Annotated in this window: 14 protein-coding genes; 8 read left to right on the top strand and 6 right to left on the bottom strand. The window is 57.0% G+C overall.

What is annotated here, in order from left to right:
* The first annotated feature begins 59 nt into the window (after positions 1-59).
* Entirely contained in the window at positions 60-5477 is a 5418-nt protein-coding gene (locus IB285_RS14735; protein WP_190788870.1) for an OmpA family protein, read from the top strand.
* 425 nt (positions 5478-5902) lie between these two features.
* Here the strand turns inward: IB285_RS14735 and IB285_RS14730 are convergent, their stop codons facing one another.
* The 3 genes from IB285_RS14730 to IB285_RS14720 form a co-directional block, all read right to left on the bottom strand.
* A complete protein-coding gene (locus IB285_RS14730) occupies positions 5903-7549 on the bottom strand; it encodes a PepSY domain-containing protein (protein ID WP_190788869.1) in 1647 nt (548 codons plus the stop codon).
* Positions 7550-7563: 14 nt separating this feature from the next.
* Positions 7564-9696 (bottom strand): TonB-dependent receptor family protein, encoded by a 2133-nt coding sequence (locus tag IB285_RS14725; RefSeq protein ID WP_190788868.1) that lies wholly within the window; start codon positions 9694-9696, stop codon positions 7564-7566.
* Between the two features lie 136 nt (positions 9697-9832).
* Positions 9833-10216 carry a hypothetical protein gene (locus IB285_RS14720; RefSeq protein ID WP_190788867.1) on the bottom strand — a complete coding sequence of 128 codons (384 nt, stop codon included), beginning with the start codon at positions 10214-10216 and terminating at the stop codon, positions 9833-9835.
* A 407-nt stretch (positions 10217-10623) separates the two neighbouring features.
* Between IB285_RS14720 and IB285_RS14715 the strand changes: the two genes are divergently transcribed.
* Positions 10624-11652, top strand: coding sequence for a substrate-binding domain-containing protein (locus tag IB285_RS14715; protein WP_190788866.1), 1029 nt, complete (start codon positions 10624-10626; stop codon positions 11650-11652).
* Positions 11653-11728: 76 nt separating this feature from the next.
* On the opposite strand, the gene IB285_RS14710 is transcribed toward IB285_RS14715, so the two are convergent.
* Positions 11729-12097 carry a hypothetical protein gene (locus IB285_RS14710; RefSeq protein ID WP_190788865.1) on the bottom strand — a complete coding sequence of 123 codons (369 nt, stop codon included), beginning with the start codon at positions 12095-12097 and terminating at the stop codon, positions 11729-11731.
* A gap of 128 nt (positions 12098-12225) precedes the next feature.
* Here IB285_RS14710 and IB285_RS14705 point away from each other — a divergent pair, with 128 nt between their 5' ends.
* A complete protein-coding gene (locus tag IB285_RS14705; protein WP_190788864.1) occupies positions 12226-12648 on the top strand; it encodes a phosphate-starvation-inducible protein PsiE in 423 nt (140 codons plus the stop codon).
* A gap of 238 nt (positions 12649-12886) precedes the next feature.
* On the opposite strand, the gene IB285_RS14700 is transcribed toward IB285_RS14705, so the two are convergent.
* Positions 12887-13153 (bottom strand): hypothetical protein, encoded by a 267-nt coding sequence (locus IB285_RS14700; protein WP_190788863.1) that lies wholly within the window; start codon positions 13151-13153, stop codon positions 12887-12889.
* Positions 13154-13291: 138 nt separating this feature from the next.
* Positions 13292-13648: a hypothetical protein gene (locus IB285_RS14695; protein ID WP_190788862.1), complete on the bottom strand. Its 357-nt coding sequence runs from the start codon at positions 13646-13648 to the stop codon at positions 13292-13294.
* Between the two features lie 337 nt (positions 13649-13985).
* Here IB285_RS14695 and IB285_RS14690 point away from each other — a divergent pair, with 337 nt between their 5' ends.
* From IB285_RS14690 to infA, 5 genes are all read left to right on the top strand, one after another.
* The gene (locus tag IB285_RS14690; protein WP_190788861.1) at positions 13986-15047 is read left to right on the top strand and encodes a BLUF domain-containing protein; all 1062 of its coding nucleotides are present in this window, start codon (positions 13986-13988) and stop codon (positions 15045-15047) included.
* A 378-nt stretch (positions 15048-15425) separates the two neighbouring features.
* A complete protein-coding gene (locus IB285_RS14685; protein WP_190788860.1) occupies positions 15426-15674 on the top strand; it encodes a cold-shock protein in 249 nt (82 codons plus the stop codon).
* Between the two features lie 72 nt (positions 15675-15746).
* Positions 15747-15929 carry a hypothetical protein gene (locus IB285_RS14680; RefSeq protein WP_190788859.1) on the top strand — a complete coding sequence of 61 codons (183 nt, stop codon included), beginning with the start codon at positions 15747-15749 and terminating at the stop codon, positions 15927-15929.
* A gap of 88 nt (positions 15930-16017) precedes the next feature.
* Positions 16018-16152 carry a hypothetical protein gene (locus IB285_RS15110; protein ID WP_268888711.1) on the top strand — a complete coding sequence of 45 codons (135 nt, stop codon included), beginning with the start codon at positions 16018-16020 and terminating at the stop codon, positions 16150-16152.
* 238 nt (positions 16153-16390) lie between these two features.
* A complete protein-coding gene (gene infA / locus IB285_RS14675) occupies positions 16391-16657 on the top strand; it encodes a translation initiation factor IF-1 (RefSeq protein WP_190789157.1) in 267 nt (88 codons plus the stop codon).
* The last annotated feature ends 107 nt before the right edge of the window (positions 16658-16764 follow it).

Raw genomic sequence — 16764 nt, 5'->3', positions numbered from 1 at the left:
ATATCCATACCGTCTCTTGAGCATGAGCTTATTGAGGGGGTGAGGCTTTGCGGCGACTATTGATCAACTCGGCGTCACGAGAAGAGATCGCGAACTTTCTCAGAATAAGCGACGAGCAGGCAGAGCGGGTCGTCTTTCATCGCGAAACAGTTGGTCCGATCGTTGAGCTCGATATGGTCAATCGTATCGTTCCTGAGGTGCAGGTAGACGACGTGGTCGACCTGATAGACTTGGCAGACGGGGACCCAATGGTGCCACCCTCTGCCCCTATAGGCCATGCCCGACCGGCTCGGGCTGAACTCGATGTCTCCGATGTTGCCGTCACTGAGATGACGATTTCCGCCGAGGGGTTTGGCGAGCTTTACCCTGCATTCGCGACGGTCGTTGCTGCGCGAGACGAGTTGCCGATCTCGATCCCTGCAGCCTTTCGGGACGGCGAATACGTTGTTCCGTTTCCTGAGATTTATTTCGACCGCGACGTCAAGCTCGTCGTCCGCGAACCAGATGGAAAGGTGGCTGTCGAGAAGTCTGCGAAAGGCCGCAATCTCGGTCGGCTAACGGTCAAGCTCCCCAAGCTTCCGAAGCCGCCGGCAACAATCAACGCGGTGATCCGCAACCCAGCCGTGCGGTTTCCGGCTACTTGCATCGGGCAGTTAATCAACGCCACAGGAAGTAAGCTCGATTTATCCGCGCATGAGCTTGTCTTTTTCGGCCTACCTAACGAAGCTGGCGCGGACCACATCGGGATGCGGCCAATTGCGGTCGTTCGTCCAAAGCGCGATGGCCGGTTCGATTTTCCTTTCCCAAAGCAGCTATTCGTGCGCGCCAAGGCGCGCCTCGCCCATCCTGAAGCGGACGAGATGATCGTGGCTCTCGAGAAGGACGGCCGCTTTCCAGAACGTCTAAATCTCGTGCTGACGGTAGCTCCGCCACCTAAGGTCGAAAGCGGCACAGATGTAACTGGCTCGACCCCTTCGACCGACATCCCCTCAGGTGCCACCAAGGAAAAGGACTGCGGGTGCGACGAAGAGACGGACAGTAGCGGGTTTGCCGCAGCAGCCCGCGAGAGCGAAGGCGGCGCGGGCGATAGTCTGGCTGGAACCGACTGCCCGAAATTCCGCGCCAATAACGTCGTTGTAAATGAGCAGGAATACACGCTTGCTGTACGCCTGGATCAGCCTGTCGTGGAGCCACTGATCCTGCGCCAACCTGAGGATCTTGCAGACGAGTTCATTGCTAACATCCGCGAAACGATCGCGCCGCAACAGCAAATGATGATGATGCGGATGATCTCGGAGGAGGGTGGCAGCGAACCCGCTGGCCGCGCATCTATACTTTCAGTCGATCACGAGAAGCTGATAGCCAGCGTCGCAATGGTCGAGAAAAAGGCGATCGCCGCCGTCTACAAGAAGGGTCATTTCTGGTCATACTACGGCAAGAAGGCAGAGAAACAGGGCGACCTTTCCACAAAGGATAAACTCCGGCGCGATCTGTCGATTGCCAGCCGTCCGCCGCTTAGCAAAGACTTCCAGCTCGACTGGGACGATGAGCCGACAACTGCCCAAGCCGTGACAGCAGCACGCGGGCACCTTCTACGCATCAAACAGGAATGGGTAACCGACGGCTACTCGCTTGGCGCTCTCCTGCACACGACTCCGCTTGCACCGGGCCAAGCGAAACGGATTGCAATCGTAGACTGGACCAGATCAGAGGCCGGAGAACGCGACGAGGACGTCGCACAATCCGAACGTCTGTCAGCAGAGTTGGAGCGAAATCGCTCGGTTAGCGAAGCCATCAATGGTGTGGTGACCCAGTTCAATGCAGGAGCATCTGCTGCAGGCACAGCCGGGAAAGGGGTGGCAGGAGGCCTCGCGGGCCCGGTCGGACCGGCTCTCGGCTTCATAGGGGCGGTTTCCGGAATCGGGGTGTCCGGTGCCGGATCAGTTCAATACGGCAATCGAAAGATCGGAGCGAACACACTTCAAAACGTCTCAGACGCTACTCGTCAGTCAGCAGGCTCGGTGCGTCAGCGCAATGCCTCGACCGTCGTCGTTACTGATCAAGACGAAGTCGCCGGCGCGACCACGGAGGTCATTGCCAATTACAATCATTGTCACAGCCTAAATATCCATCATTTCGAGGTGCTGCGCCACTTCCTCGTGCGGACCAGGCTGGCAGATGTGCAGGAATGCGTTTTCGTCCCTTTGAAAATGTCCGACTTCACTCCCGACAAAATCCTGCGCTGGCGCGAGGAAATTCGGCAGATACTGCCGTTCCGCGAACGTCGCGGGCTGGACGCACTGGAGCGGCTCGATGAGTATTGGCCTGACGTCGAGCCGGAAGAGCTGGGTAGGTCGCGAGCCGATGCAGAAGTCGACCGGATCGAGCTGACCCTTTCTATCGAGGCTCGACTTGTTCGACCGCGGACAACGCAAGAGCTGATCCGAACAGCGCTTGAGACAGAACCTCGGCGTGAGAATGAGGACAACGACAACTTCGTCGAGCGCGTTTCTAACGGAGTGAAATCCCTCGGTAAGGCGGCTTGGGACTTTCTGACAGCCGCCCCCGTTCCAAACAAGATCAAGAACACGCTGCTGAACGACGATCTCAATAGTAGGGACGCAGACCGCGCATTCGCGGAAGCTTTTCCATATCTCATCCGTGATGTTCTCAACAATAAATTGGCCGTCACAGCGATGAATGAGGCTGGTCGCCGTGTGGCTTTGGGTACGCCCGACGTCACAATCTTGGGCACACCGCGGAACAATCGCAGCTTCCGCATCAAGGTACGCATCCGCCCGTCCGGCATAACCCGAAGGTCTCTCGCATCTCTCAAGATCGAATGCCCAGATTCCGCGCGATTCTTCCCCGAATATAGTAATCTTCTCTTGCGTTCCGCGACCGTCATGGTCCGCGCCGACGATCGGCGCCGACGCTTGTTCAGCGGCCGGGTCGACGATGACATTTCGGATGCGGGAGGTAATGCCGATTTTGCTCTTATTGATCTGCCGCTCTCACGCTGGGAACTCGAGAATCTGTTCGAACGTGATCTCAAACGGGCGCGTCGGCTGTTCGTTTACCTCAACAGAGAACTTGAACAGTTCCATCGCCAGATCTGGCTACGCATGGATAAGGCCCGGCGCTATATGCTGCTTGATGGCGTTCGAGCGCCCAAGAGCGAAAAGTCTATCGCCCAGGTTACCGACAATGAGTTGATCGGTGTGGTCGGCAATATGCTGGTCCTTCCGGTCGGTCGCGGGAGCAGCCTGTTCCCTGAACTGGAAGGTGAAGACACGAGCGGCGTCGCAGAACCGATCGACCTCCTTGCAGCATACGCTCCGACGACCCCGGTCGATCCCATACGCGTCTCCCTACCGACGGGCGGCGTGCATGCGGAAGCGGTCATGGGTGACTGCAATTCCTGTGAAAAGATCGACAATTCCCGCTACTGGAAGTGGGAACAGCATCCAATTCCACTGATGCCCGACGCGATTTCGGGAGACATGCTTGCGTCTCGTAGCCAGTCTCTCGACTTAAATGCGAGCGGTTTCGATCCGGCTCTAATCGGAATGCAGACGCCAGAGGGCTTGCCCGATCCTACGGGGCTCGGCCCGATGCTCGAGGCCATCGTGAAGAGCGACAGCTTCCGCGATGCGGCAGGCCTTTCACAGACTCAGCAAGCCGCACTGGCCGCTTACACGCAAGGCGTTCAGGGCGCCCAGGCCATGGCCAATAAGGCGCAGGAGCTTCTGCTTCCGGGTGCAGACGGAATCTCACCGGTTCAGCAGCGCTACGTTTCGACGAACATGCAGGCAATTGCCGATCAGATCGATCGCCTCGATCTTCCTGATGACATCAAAAACTCGCTCAAAAAGCGCATGGTCGAGACTGTCGTTGGGAAGGCAGATACGCCTGAGAAAAAGGAAAAGGAGGAAAAGAAGCCCGATCCGACACCCGAGCCGGATCCAAAGAAGAAGGAAGAGCCTTCGCCAAAGAAACCGAAAAAGCGGTCCCCTGATCCCGATGCTGGCATCTACTTTATTGAGCTCGATCCCAGGACATTCCTCTTTCTGAATTTCGCAGTCGGCTCTGATGATCTGCATCCGGACCATATGAGCGGGCTACGGTTCATCGCACAGCGCATGAGCGACCACACGACCCTTGAGAGTATGACTGGGCACGCTAGCCGCAGTGGCACGGATAACGACAATCTCGCCCTGTCCAAGCGCCGTGCAAATGAATTGTTTGATGCGATGACCAAGGTTGGTCCAAAACGACTGGTACGACCGCAGATTGTCGATGCGGTCGGCGAAGGCAAGCCGACGGTGCGCAGCCAATTCGGCGATGATGGCCGAGTGAGCCGCATCACGGGCGAAACCCACCGAAACGACCCGGTCGAACGATCAGTGGTAGTCCGCCTGAAGGACGATTTGCCTCCAAAGCCGCTGCCCGAGAAGATCGATAATGATGGCGATACACTCTGGTATTTCGGACCGTTCCTGTGGCTCGGCGACATGTTCAGTAATAACCGCTTCTTCATTGACGGCGGCGATGTGTTCTACGGCGACGAGAAGATTGAAGGCGACCGGCACATTACCCGGAACGACGGAACGAAGGTTGAAATCAACATAGATGGGCCGCTTTTCGAAATCGGCGACATCACCTTCAACATCTCTGGCGATACCTTCACAGACCCGAAGAAAAAGGACGAAGACGAGGGCCCTTCTGGAGGTTCGGCGGCTAAGACCGGCAATCAATGGGTCATGAAGTTCAGTACACCAGACATCTCGAAAGCCACTTCGGTTTTCGATGTGATCGACAAGATCATTGAGGTTGTCGGTAAGGCGGCGGGCAGCAACGCCGTCTCGAATGTCCTGTTCGAAGAGTTTAAGGAGCTCTTGCAGGATACGGTGCTTCCCGCCATCCGGCAGGTCGGAGACGCGGCGATGGGCGTTATCGAGGTGCCGGCAAAAGTCTGGCTACGCGATCACCCCTCAGACGAAATTTCGGGCCGTTTCTCGGGCCGCGGCTTTGCTATCGTCAGTGGCCAGAACCAGCCCGGCGCCCCAATCCCTGTACTTTCCGCAAGTGGCGGCTTCTCCGTCGATAGTATGGGTCGCCTCGTGTACACGACAGCCGGCGACCCATTCGGAATCGCGGAATGGGAGCGCTTCAGCCAGGTTGAAACGCTAGACCTAGTCGGCTTTTCGGCCATCGATGATTTACAGAACCTGCTGTCGGCCCTCGAGCGCTTGGCATCTCTACTTCCAACGTCATTCGCAACTACGCCAGCAGTGCAGGCGCTGAGCAAAATGATCGATGAGATTCGCAAAGTGATAGGGCTGAGAGATGGCGAGCTGCGCTTCGATGCTCGGGTTTCGCCTGATGATGCGCTTGGCAAGGCGCAGGTTAAATCCGCTGATATTCTCAGTGTGTTTGTTCTCACGAATAAAGGGATCAGCTTCAAGAAATCCTAAGCTTCCGAAAAGCGTGCCGTCATAAACGGTTGGATGCGGTGCTTCATATGCTAGTTGAATTGATGCCTGCAAAGTCCGTGGCTAGCGATCCCTTCAGGAGACCTGACTATCCGCAACCAAGTGGTTTTATGGCGGGCGCAATTTGTCTGTTATAAGTTGAGCAAGCGGGCACTCGCGCAGAGCGACGAGTTTTGGGCCGAAAGCGGTCCGTCCGGTTTTGGGCTCCAGTGTCCGAAAACTGACTATCCTGAACCGAAGGCGACAGCCAACTTGCGAACCAGATACGGACAAGGTCTAGCCGGTTAGTAAGGCAGCCCATGTCAAAATCTTGCGATCGTTGATCGTGACAACAAACGGGGTGGAGCGGCAATGCAACTCCACCCTTTAGTCGTCCAGTTCCTTTGCACGATCTCTTCAAACATCGCTTATTCGGCGGGATCGGAAATCGTCGCTCCCGGTGGCGGAATACTGCGTTTGCGACGCTTGCGCAGTTTTCGGCTTTTCCAGTCCATCTGAAGTCCAAAAATCGCCATGAACACAATGAGCGCGAAGACAAAACCGCCGACAATCAGATTGAGATTTAGCCGACCGACCGGGAACAAGAAGTTCCACTTGTGTATCATGCTGAAGACAAGTCTTTCCGGCTTCTCCCAGTCTGCGACGCGATCCACCAATACACCGGAGGCTGTATCCACAAACACCGTGGCGGCAACCGGGTCCGCGTAATCGACGCGCCAAACGGGCAAGCGTTTGTTGCGAAAATCGTATTCGTGACTAAACCGGGTCACGAGCTCCACGCTAGTAACCGTCCCTTCGCCTGCGCCGATGAAGCGGCCGGCAATGGCCAGCGCGATGTCGCGGTCCCCTTCAGGCATCACATCGCCCGTTTTGGCATCGAGATAGATCGCGGGACCATCGGGTTGGAGTCCCACGAAGCGCGCTTCGCGGATCTCTGCGCCAGTTTGGGGCACAGTAACAGGTTGTGGATCGGCGCTGACTGCGTCCGCTGTATGATCGTCGGTTTTAGCGTCCTCGCCGTCGGAATGGTCGTGCATGCCGCCACCCGTGGCGCCATTGGGTGGGGCCAGACCGACGCGATAAAGCGCTCGGCCATCTGCGCCCTCGACAAGGGAAACCGAGGTAATGTCACGCCCAGCGCTAAGATCGGTCCAGTCTTCTTCGATAGGCCATGCGCCGGTCGCCAAATTGATGGGGGCACCCATTCGCAATTGGCTTTCTGGCGGGACGAGCGCGGACTGCACGAGGTGATAGATGCCGCTCAGAGAGAACATCATGAGCGGAAGCGCAAGAACGTAGCTCATGATCCGGTGCCATCCCTTCGTGCCGGGAACGCGCTTTTTCCGCCGCACCGTAATAAGCATCATGACGCCGGTGGCGGCCAGCGCAAAGAGGCTTCCGACCATAAGCACAATCACTATTACACGAAGCCACTCCATGCCCTCGGGCACCCATTCCCAGGTGTGCAGGACCTGGAATACGGCCTGGAAGGTTGCCTTGGTCGAATTGTTGACGGCTGCGAGAGCTGAGGTTTCGGTATGAACGTAAGCGGTGAGTTCATCATCGCCCTCAAAGTCAAGCTTCCACACGGGAAGGAGACGATTGACCCACGGGTACTCCTCGTCAAACTCGGTCTGCAACGTAGCCGCCGTAATCGCGCGATCAGTTGCGAGAAAGTGCCGCGCCAAAAACTCTGCCTGTGCGCGGTCCCCGCCGGGAACTTCGGTTCCATCGGCAGGTGAGAAGTATCGGCGCGGGGTCATCGCCTCCTCGGTTACTTGCCACAGCGCCTTGCCATCCGGCGCTGCGACCGACTTGACAGCGATTGTCTCGCCAATTCCGGCTTGCGCCAGAGTTTCGGCAATAGGTTTGGCTCCGGATAGCTCTATTTGCGCGGCGGGTGGTCGGAATTGCGCCTGCTGCGGACCGAACAAGACCAGCCCGATATGTGTGAGGCCCGAAAGGCCCCACACAAGAAGGCTGATCCCGCCAATCAACGCCAGCCAGCGGTGTTTTGAATTGGACCAGCGCGCGGTTGCGTTCTTGATGGACATCTTTTGCTCCTGTCTCAGAACCGCGTCCGAAGACCGCCAAAGAAGGCGTGTCCTTGCCCGGGCGTGAAGATCGCCGAGTTGCTGATCGATTGATCAGCGACGGTCGTCAGATTTGAAATGAATACTGTGTCGAACAGGTTCTCGACCGAACCGAAGAGCTGGAAGCGATCGAATATCGTTACGCCGGCAGTGATTTGCACCGTCTCATAGCCAGGCGCTCGCTGTGTGTTGGCAAAATCCGCGAACGGGCCATCGGGAATGAACCGCAGGGTTGTTGAAACGTACCAGTCTTCGATTTGATCGAAGCGCGCCTCCGCAATCAGGACATGGCGCGGCACTCCGGCCAGATCGTTATTCCCGTAGAGTGGATCGTCGACAAAACGGAAATCGTTGAACGTGTAAGCCGCCGAGAGACGAAGCGATTGCCCACGAGATTCAAGCAGCTCTCTTGCAGGGCGTAAGTCAATGCCGGCTTCGATGCCTTGATGAATTGTTCGGTCCCCGTTACCCGTCACCGTTATGAGGCCGAATGCGCCTGGGACGGCGAAATCGAGGAATTCGTTTTCAATCTCGGCCCGGTAGGCGGCAATGTCCCACGAAAACACGCCGGATTGGCCGCGCGTGCCGATCTCGAACACAGTTCCGCGCTGCTCTTCCAAAGGCGCGAAGGGAAACGCGCCGCCCGCTGTCAAATCGGTAAGGCTGGGCGGTTCGAAGGTGCGGTTGATATTGCCGAACAGCTGGACCTCGTCGGTCGCGTCATAAAGAATTCCCACGCGGGGATTGATCTGATCGTATTCGCCCCGGCCTGTCACAGTGTTAAGGATCGCTTCGGCATCGCGGGTGGCGCGGGCGTATTGCCCGCCGGTGACAAGGGTCAGCCGATCGGTGAGGCCCAGATCGAGCTGAGCGTAGGTCATCAAAAGCGATGAGTCCTGATCCGACCTCGACGTCAGCAGCCCGCGCTCACCGGAAATATTCTCGAACACTTCAGCGTCGTTGCTGCCAAAGGCATACATAGCCCCGACCTGCCAGCGGCTTTGCGGCGCCAGGAATGGGATTTCTCCTGTCAGCCGGACCGAGGCGCCGACTTCATCTTCGCCTTGCACAATGATGCCCGCGAAGCGCGTGATCGCGTGGTCCAGCTCGCGCCGGGAATACCACACCCCAACCTCAAGATCGGTGCCAGCACCCAATTCGACCACGATCAGATTGGAGAACCGCAGGACATCGAGGTTGCGATCCCAATCGTCAGCGACGGGCCCCGGATCGAGGACCGTCACAGGTCCGCCGGGAAAGAAGGGGCCAACGGTCACCGGACGTCCCGCTGCGCGCGGATTTTCAAGGGCATCATCGAGCTGGAGCGCTCCGGCAAGCTCAAAGTTATCCGTTAGCGCGGTGACGTAAAAACGCGTTTCGATGTTGTCGGCGACCTGCCACCCCAGATTGGCATGCCCGTAAAGGCTTCGTACGTCGCTATGTTCGCGGAACCCGTCCGTCGTCAGCTCCGTAACGCCAACCCAGAAATCGGTGTCTTCGTTTTTGCCGCTCACAGTTGCGTTGCCTCGAAACGTGCTGAAACTCCCTCCTTCAGCTCGCAACGTGACTGGAGATCGTGCCGTGCGACCGGTGGGGCTAACGACGTTGATGGCACCGCCAAGCGAAGCGGCGCCATATTCGAGACCATTGGCCCCTTTGAAGACCTCCAGATAGCGGAAGGAAAGAGGATCGATTTCCTGAAACTCGGTGGAACCAGCGGCGCGACTGATCGGCACACCGTCGCGCAGAACTGTTAGACCGCGACGCTCGAAGCTCGAGTTGAGACCAGATCCCCGAATTGAAATCCGGCTTTCACGCAAAGCGCTCATATCCGCGAAAACGCCGGGCGTTAGTTCGAGTGTATCCCCGATGCTGAGCGCGAAGATATCGGCAAAGCCTTCGTCCTCGACAACACCAATTGCGCCGGGAATACGTTCAAGTTCGGCGCGCGCCTCCTCGACCGATTTGGATGTGGGCGAGCCGTCAAGGCTCGCGGTGACGATGATCTCATCCTGGCGTTGGCCGATACCTTGCGCATAAAGCGCGTTGAATGGGAATATGAGGCAGGAGGTCGCGACCAGCGACCGGGTAAAAGAGAGTATGTGCATGGATTTGCATTCCTGAGGTGTCGCGCGAGGTCAGCAGCGCTTAAGCGCACTCACGAGCGACGAGCCGACGACGCGTGGCTCGACTGACGAATGTTGCCTGCGCCTTTCATTGGTTTAAGGCGCAAGGCAGCGGTCTTCAGGCAATCAGGAATGGAGGGCCAGTTGAGGGCGGCGGCGGAGCGGCAAGGCCTTGCCCCGGTATGATTTGACTGACCTTCGAGTGTCCTTGATTAATACTCGGAGGTTGGTCCGCAATCTCTAAAACCCTCGGTGGGATCATCGCGGTGCCAAGCGCGGCCTGATCGCACAGCGCTTCAGCCATGCCCGGCGCGCCTTCGTCGTGCGTGTGTCCTAGGGCTTTTTGGTTTGCCTCTTGATCGGCGTTCGCCAAATCATGCTGCTGTGAATGGTGCGCGTGCTGAGCGGCGGTCCCGGCGATTTCGGCCAGCTCGGCGAGCGCTCTAGATGTGCTTGGGCAAGGCGTCAGGAGCAGTGCGCCGCTGGCGTCACGCGACAGCATCCATCCTTGCGGTACAGACCACTGCACCATCGCCGCAAATGCGGCGAGCGTTATAAACAGGCGCGCAATAATCGAGTATCGGTTAGCCATCGCATTCTCTCCCTAGGAGAATAGTGAATGGGCACAAGGGAAATCACGCAATGCAAGGCCGCGCCCCCGCGTGAGTATCTCTGACTCGCTAGAAGCATGTACGCCTCACACCCCAATAATGGTCGAAAGTGCGCATCTCGAATTTCGGCCAAAAACGGTCCGCCCGCTCGTGAGTTGATGAAGCCGCTAAAAGCGGACATTCGAATGGTGAGCGAGCAGTGCGCCCTTTGCTTCTAGAGGTCTTGCCCGAAAAGTGGATAGAAAGGTCAGATGAGCCAAGAACGATAGTTTTTAGCTCACCCGGAAAGGACACATACATGATGCAACTTCTTCGCGTCCTCACTCAGGCGGTTTTCCTTTGGCTGATTTTTGCACCTTCAGCGCAAGCCGGAGAACATTTGTCATGGCCGCAATACGGTCCGAATGAAGGCCTTCTGCGCATCGATAAAGGGATTGATCGAGGCGATGGACTGACAAACAGCGTGCCCGACATCGTCGGGCCGATGGACGGGAGCGCCAAGCTCACCATTTTCACCGAAGGAAACCACTATCCCGTTCTTCTGCCGCTGCTGCTTGAAGCTTTCCCAACGTATTGCGCTGAGACCAACCGCTGCTCGATCACCGCAGCAGACATTTTGGTCGTGACATTGCCGCAAGTGATGATCGTGGATGCACTCGAAGCCGGTGGCTTTCGGATGGGCAATGCTAAGCTTCCGGTGAATTCAGGTGGCCCGGTCTATCCGGATCTCGTGATGCTTGGCGAAGGACCAATGAAGCGCCTGGAGGAGAGGGGAGTGCTTGCGGAACAACCGCGCGTTTTCGCAAAGCATCGCGGAATGGGCCTGCTGATCGAGCGAAGTCGGGCCGAAGAAATTACCGATCTGAAGTCTTTTTCGCGCTCAGGTCTGCCATTCGTCGTAGCGACTACGCGTGAAATGGGGGCGCGGCAGCAATATGTTCGCACACTGGGCGAGCTGCTCGGGCATGATGAGGCAAAAGCTCTTCTCAAGCGCGAGGTGATCGACTTTCCGGGCCGCCTCGCTATCCAGCACCGCGATATTCCCTATGCGGTAATGAGCGATATTGCTCCGGCGGGCCTTGTCTTCGGTCATCTTGCGAAATTCTATGCGGACCATTGGCCGGAACACCTCGCCTATGTTGCCATTCCCGAGACACAAGCGTTCGGCTCAGAGATCGCGGTCGCGAGAATGAAAAAGGCTGACACGGAGCCTACAACTTCGGCTGCTTTTCTCGAATTCTTTTTCACAGCGGCGCCTGAAGCATATCTGGTAGGTGGTTTCATGCCCGCCGATGCTTTCGAGTTTGGAAGAGTGCTTGATGATTAGAGTCTAAACGTTTTCACGCCAGACCGAGCGTCACCGAGCCGTAGCTACGACGGCTGCACACCAAGCGCTGCTCTCATTAGATTTCGATCAACGCACCGCCGAGAGCCAGGCTCGCTCCAAGCCCGATACCCATCCGCTTGAGCGTTTCCGCATTGCTTTGTGTTTTGGACTGCCGAACTTGGGCTTCGGCTTCTCGTTTCTCCATTACTCGAAGCAGCTCCAGCATTTGATGATGCTCAATGTCATCGACAAGCTGCGTGATGTCATTGGCCAACAGCTCGGCGTCTTCGATTAGCATGGAAGCAAGTTCATCGTCGCCATTCTCAACGGCTATGGAAGCGCGCTGCCCGAGTGATACTGCATGCTCCATCAGCTCATCGAAATGACTTTTTGCCGGAAGTCCCTCTGTTCCTCTCATGCGCGTGACATAACAGATGGTGAGCATCTGGCCTATAATGATTTTCGTTCGCAATTATGACGCGTGGCTTAGTTAAGGCTGACGATGTCCGTGGGAAGCGTGGTTGAAGCATAGTCCATTCGCGGCTGTGCCTCGGTCTATGCTATCATGCGGCGATGAACCAGCCCACACCAAGCCCCGCATCGACCGATGCACCGGACGCCAACAGCTCCGATGAGGGCGACCACGCGTCAAAGCTCTTCAAGCTGGTTGAGAGGTTTCTGCTCGTCATAACAATGATCATGACGCTAGCGGCAGTTGGCGTCGAAGTCTGGACGGTTATTGATCGCGGGACAATCGAACTTGCAGACCTGCTGCTCATGTTTCTCTACACAGAAGTGGTCGGGATGATTGCGGTGTTCTACACGGGCAAGGGGCTCTTCTTCGTCTTCCCGATCTTTATCGCAATCACCGCAATCGCTCGCCTGATCGTGTTGCAAGGCAAGGACATGGCCCCCGAGAATGTCCTCTATGAAGCTGCAGCAATCCTGCTCCTTACGATCGCTGCCTTGGTAATGGGGCGTTTTGGTTCTAAATGAACAATGCGCAGAGATTACTCTGGAAGGCTTGCAACGCGACGCCTTCAAGAAGCGAGTATTCTATTGCTTTGTACGCAGACTGGCGGACTTATGAACGACCTCACAGGTCTTCCGCGACCGTGGCACGCTACGGATTGGGCCGATTGCTGACTGTCGGCTTTTGACGAATGCAACAAAGGAGGCTGCCTTTGCTTTTCGATCCGTAAGCGGATGGACGACCATATGAAGCGAGTGACGATTAATGACCATTTATCAGGCGGCCTTTGGCTCTCGTATCCAACTTAGTGTCCGCTGATCGATTGGCTCGAGCCTGAGCCAAAGCATCGCTCAGATTCGAATACCGGTCGGTGCCGACAGCATAACTTGCGACGAGGGTGAGAATGACTCCCAGCTCTTTGAGGTCGGCCATATCTGCGGCCAATTCCTCGCATCTGGCGAGATCGACGTGCCCGTCTTCGCCAAGCATATGTGGATGGCAGCGCGGAAGAAATATATCTTGCGGCATGATCTTTTGTCCTCGTCTCGTAAGCGGGAGCACAAGGTCTCTCAGTCGCAAAAGCCTACCGGTGTTTAGATGCGATATTCTTTATGTGGGACTGAATGGTCAGAATTACGAGAGGCCCTGAATTAGCAAGCGCTCGGATCACGCCCGGTTCACCCGGGCCGGAAATCCCGCCGTCCTCTCGCGATGAAATCCACCAGGTACGGCTTGCCGACGATACGAATAGAGGCGGCCGCATGGCGAATGATCATGGCAATGCTCATCGGCGCTTCCCATATCCTTGGGCAGCGAGGTGTCACATTGCCATACTATAGATTCCTTGAAGCAGACGGCTCGGCCGCGGTCATCACGGATGACATCACCGGCGGCAAGCTTCCGCCATCTACGTCTGGATGAAAAGCCGACCGACTGACTGAGGTCGTCGCAGGTGGGCGACCCAGATTTGGCGTTGAGCCAGTTGAAATAATCGCCGGCATAAAGCGAGATGGATACTTTCATGCGCCACTCTCTCCGCCCGTTCGACGTTGAACAGGATGACTAACTGGTCGAGCATAAATGGCACCCGATGCTTGCTTCGCCTGGCTGATCGAATCGCGCTTATCATGCTTGACAAGAGCGTCCGGCGCATTCAGCTTTCGAATGGGATAAATCGAAAGACGGCATCAAGAGCTTGGCTTGCAGCACTCACGGCCATTCGGATAAATCTTGGCTCGCAAGATCGAGAATGTCTGACCGCAAGGGGTGAGTTCCTGCGAGTGTGGCATCTTGGCATTGCCTGATTTCTGCGGCTAGCGACGCAGCTTATGCATCCCGAACATATAAGGGGAAGCATTTCATGACGCTCCAGCTTGACGACGCCACCATAAAGCCGAGCGACTGGACAACCAGCATAACCTATCAGAGCAAGGTCACGTTCCGGCCGACTGAGGCCGACTTGCGCGAACTCGCTTGGAAGGCAAGAGAACGCAATCATACGCTCGGCCTTACCGGCATGTTGCTTTACGACCGGGGGCGATTTTTCCAGACGCTTGAAGGTTCGCCCGTAGGCCTGAAGACCTTGTGGGATTCGATCAGCAAGGACCCGCGCCATTGCGATATCGAGATCCTGAGTGAGCATATTATCCCTGCCCGGCTCTTCGGCGCCTGGGATATGTTGAGCGTTCACGGAGATGTGGCACGAGATTCAGACATTCGGCGGGCCGAGGCCGGACACGAACTCACCCGGCTCGTACCGGCTCTGATCGATCTGGTCCTCCACGGCGATGACATCGGTATGAACCAGACCATCGCTTCGCTTGCCGAAAAGGGATGGGACGGAGACGCAATCCTCACACATCTGATCGAGCCGACGGCTCGCGCGCTGGGCGATGCGTGGTTGTCAGACGACTGCTCTGAATTTGACCTCACTATCGGGCTCAGCATGTTGCAGCTGGCAGGCCACGCGGTCCGCAGCACTCCTGTGCCTGGGAAGTTGCGACAGAGCCGGTACAGCATTCTCCTGGCCACCGCACCGGGCGAACCCCACACGCTTGGGACCTCGCTGTTGGCCGATCTGTTCACCGATGCGGGCTGGCAGGTCGACATGGTCTTTCCCGACAGCAATCAGGCGCTGGCCAACCAGTTAGCAGCACAACAACCCGACGCAGTGGACATCGGCTTGTCCGAAGCGCTCCCTCGCGAACACACCCTCGCCAAATTGCGCCAGACGGTTGAGCGGAGCCGGTTCGCGGCTCCTGATCATCTGACGGTTGTTTCGGTCGGCGGGAGGCTTTTTGCCGACGCCGCCGCGACAGCGGAGAACGTCGGGGCAGACCACGCCCGCAAGACAGTGGCGGGCACGAGTATTCAACTGGCTGAACTGATAAAGCTGAAGCGGCAGCAGCACGGACCGGGCTAGGCCGCGCGGATCGCGGTAAGAACCGCCCGGTCATTGCAACGCTATTGCGCAGACCCTATTTCATGGATGCTACCAGTCGCAACAGACGGTCCGAGGCATCACAAATCCAGATGCCGTTCCCCTCCTTTTCGCCTCTTAGCCAAAGCAGCGATCATCCAGCTGCGCTGCGCAGAACGCTAATGCATTTTCAATCTGCCAAGATCGACCGTTGATCGCGGCCCCTTGTTTCAGGCGCTGTCATCCCCATGTTAGGGCTAGCTACCAGTCGCAATCGACGGTCTTAGGCTTCCAGTTTCGAGAAGCCCCTTCCTTCAGTTCCGCCTTTTAGTCGCAGCCGGTCCAATTCTGGCGCGCTGCATTCATACTGAAGGACGTGACATGACACATTTTGGCAAGATCAAGAGCTACGACAGTGGCAGGGGTGCGGGCACGATCAGTCCGGAAAAGGGTGGCAACGTGCTCCCATTCGGCAAGGCGGATCTGCAACATGAATCCCAAGTACCCAAGGTTGGAGATCGCTATGGCTACGAGACCAACCAGGTCGACGGCCAGGACATACGCGCTGTGAACCTCCAGCAACAGCAGGGTGACCCGCAGCGTGAGCAGGCACGCGCCCAGCAGGGTTAGAGCCTTAACGATGGTCGGCGTTCGATTGACGCCGACCCTCTCGCTCTCCAGACCCAGAGGAGCCGCCCTGTCATGACCCTCGAGCAGTTAATCCGCAACCACGAGCTGGCGAAGGCTAATGCCGCACGCTCGACCTCGGCGGAAGAGCGCGAAACCTATTTCGATCTTGTCGCCTATTACGCGAAGCGGATCAGGGAGGCGCAGGACGGGGATGGCAGATATGTGGCCGATTGGTCGCCCGACGAATCCTCTTAAGGAAATAACCAATACCATGGACCAGAGCAATGCAAAGCCCCACCCTGAAACACCCGCAACACGACAATGGGAAAATGAAGGCGGCTCCATGAATTCACGTGGAGTATCACTGCCGGAGGGAATCTCGGCTGTAAGCGTGACCCATTACCGGGTCGGCTCGTACACATACACGAGCCTGGACGATGCGCTTGCGGAGCACAAACGTCAGAACAAGAACCACTGATCGAACAAAGGTTGCGGCACGACCTCTCTGCATAAAGCAAGTTCTATAGTTTCCGACCGCACCCATTGTAATTTTTTTGCACGCTGCTATATAGATATTGCCTAACGTCGTTTGCGACGGATTATGATTGCCGCAAAGAGCGCCCAAGCGCGAGATCGGCACCACTTCCATTTCATCCTACATGGCTCCGCAGCGGAATTCGTCCGCGCGGATGATTTTTGTACGCGAGGATGATGTATTGGCGAAGGAAGAGCTCATTACGATGGAGGGCGAGATCAACGAGATCCTGCCCGATGGGCGCTTCGGTGTCACACTCGATAATGAGCATCGTCTGATCTGCTACACCGCAGGAAAGATGCGTCGCTATCGTATCAAATCGGTCGTTGGAGACCGCGTACATGTCGAATTAACGCCCTACGATCTGACCAAAGGCCGGATCGTCTTTCGCGAACGAACGCCCGGGCTCGGACCCGCTGGTGCTCGCAAACGCGGATACAGGCGCTGAGACTTTCAAGAAGGCGGCGGGAAGAACCTGCCGAACATCAGAATAATGAATGCAATGAACCTGCGCGATCCGTCGCGCCCCAGACTTTCGCCGCGCTATGGTGCCAT

Origin of the sequence: Erythrobacter rubeus, from assembly GCF_014705715.1 — a bacterium.
In the GTDB taxonomy this organism is placed as follows: Bacteria; Pseudomonadota; Alphaproteobacteria; order Sphingomonadales; family Sphingomonadaceae; genus Erythrobacter; species Erythrobacter rubeus.
This window is presented reverse-complemented; position numbering and strand designations above follow the sequence as displayed.

Bases quoted from the DNA above. Each gene is read 5' to 3' on its own strand.
- IB285_RS14715 (WP_190788866.1), top strand. From the start codon at position 10,624: ATGATGCAACTTCTTCGCGTCCTCACTCAGGCGGTTTTCCTTTGGCTG.
- IB285_RS14720 (WP_190788867.1), bottom strand. From the start codon at position 10,216: ATGCTGTCGCGTGACGCCAGCGGCGCACTGCTCCTGACGCCTTGCCCA.
- IB285_RS14680 (WP_190788859.1), top strand. From the start codon at position 15,747: ATGACCCTCGAGCAGTTAATCCGCAACCACGAGCTGGCGAAGGCTAAT.
- IB285_RS14695 (WP_190788862.1), bottom strand. From the start codon at position 13,648: ATGAAAGTATCCATCTCGCTTTATGCCGGCGATTATTTCAACTGGCTC.
- IB285_RS14710 (WP_190788865.1), bottom strand. From the start codon at position 12,097: ATGCTCACCATCTGTTATGTCACGCGCATGAGAGGAACAGAGGGACTT.
- IB285_RS14690 (WP_190788861.1), top strand. From the start codon at position 13,986: ATGACGCTCCAGCTTGACGACGCCACCATAAAGCCGAGCGACTGGACA.
- IB285_RS14705 (WP_190788864.1), top strand. From the start codon at position 12,226: ATGAACCAGCCCACACCAAGCCCCGCATCGACCGATGCACCGGACGCC.
- IB285_RS14730 (WP_190788869.1), bottom strand. From the start codon at position 7,549: ATGTCCATCAAGAACGCAACCGCGCGCTGGTCCAATTCAAAACACCGC.
- IB285_RS14685 (WP_190788860.1), top strand. From the start codon at position 15,426: ATGACACATTTTGGCAAGATCAAGAGCTACGACAGTGGCAGGGGTGCG.
- IB285_RS15110 (WP_268888711.1), top strand. From the start codon at position 16,018: ATGAATTCACGTGGAGTATCACTGCCGGAGGGAATCTCGGCTGTAAGC.
- IB285_RS14725 (WP_190788868.1), bottom strand. From the start codon at position 9,696: ATGCACATACTCTCTTTTACCCGGTCGCTGGTCGCGACCTCCTGCCTC.
- IB285_RS14700 (WP_190788863.1), bottom strand. From the start codon at position 13,153: ATGCCGCAAGATATATTTCTTCCGCGCTGCCATCCACATATGCTTGGC.